The organism is Dermacoccus sp. CCH2-D9 (genome assembly GCF_001556795.1).
Taxonomy (GTDB): Bacteria; Actinomycetota; Actinomycetes; order Actinomycetales; family Dermatophilaceae; genus Dermacoccus; species Dermacoccus nishinomiyaensis.
The window spans coordinates 1-1220 of sequence record NZ_LSJT01000135.1 but is presented as its reverse complement, the minus strand read 5'-3'; the positions used below and the strand labels follow the sequence as shown (position 1 = coordinate 1220).

1 protein-coding gene is annotated in these 1220 nt (G+C 69.6%); it reads right to left on the bottom strand.

From position 1 onward, the window contains the following. A partial coding sequence (locus AX669_RS11195) for an AMP-binding protein (protein ID WP_156445000.1) occupies positions 1 to 1215 on the bottom strand: 1215 nt, incomplete at its 3' end. Positions 1216 to 1220: the final 5 nt, after the last annotated feature.

Genomic DNA, 1220 nt, shown 5'->3' with positions numbered 1-1220 from the left:
CGGGGCCTCACCCGCGCCGATGACGTCACGGAACCACATCCACGCCTCAGGGTTGATCGGCTCGCCGACCGAGCCGAGCACCCGGATGCTCGACAGGTCGTACTCCTGCGGGATCTCCTCGCCCCACTTCATGCAGGTGCGGATCGCCGTCGGCGCCGTGTAGAAGATCGACACCTTCTTGTCGGCGATGATCTCCCACCAGCGACCCTGATGCGGGGTGTCGGGCGTGCCCTCGTACATGACCTGCGTCGCGCCGTTCGCGAGCGGGCCGTATGTGATGTAGCTGTGGCCGGTGATCCAGCCGACGTCGGCGGTGCACCAGTAGACGTCCGTGTCGGGGTGGACGTCGTGGACGACGGCGTTCGTGTACGCCGCCTGCGTCAGGTAGCCGCCCGAGGTGTGGAAGATGCCCTTCGGCTTCCCCGTCGTGCCCGAGGTGTAGAGGATGAACAGCGGGTGCTCCGCATCGAAGTTCTCGACCTCGACGACGGGTTCGGCGGCCTCGAGCGCCTCGTCCCACCACATGTCCTTGTCACCCATCGTGACGTCCTCGCCGGTGCGCTTGACGACGAGTACGCGCTGCACGCTCGTCTCCCCGCTGACGGCCTCGTCGACGGCCGGCTTGAGCGCGCTCGGCTTGCCGCGGCGATAGCCGCCGTCAGCGGTGATGACGACCTTCGCCTCACCGTCGGCGATGCGGGTGCGCAGCGCGTCCGCCGAGAAGCCGCCGAAGACGACGGAGTGGACGGCGCCGATGCGCGCGCACGCGAGCATCGAGATGACGGCCTCGGGGATCATCGGCAGGTAGATCGCGACGCGGTCACCCGCTTCGACGCCGGCGGCGCGCAGAGCTCCGGCGGCGCGCTGCACGCGCTCGGTGAGGTCGGCGTACGTGATGGCCTGCTCGTCGCCCGGCTCGCCGACGAAGTGGATGGCAACGCGCTCGCCGTTGCCCGCCTCGACATGGCGGTCGGCGCAGTTGTAGGCGACGTTGAGCTCACCTCCGACGAACCATTTCGCGACGGGCGCGTCGGACCAGTCGAGGACCTCGTCGAAGTCCTTGCTCCAGGTGAGGCGCTCGCGGGCCTGCTTCGCCCAGAACGCGAGGCGGTCGGCGCCGGCCTCTTCGTACAGCGACGCCTGGCCCACGGCCTGGGCCGTGAAGGCCTCGCTCGGGTGGAAGGGGCCGGGCGTGGGGTCGGGGGTTTCGCTCATGGCGG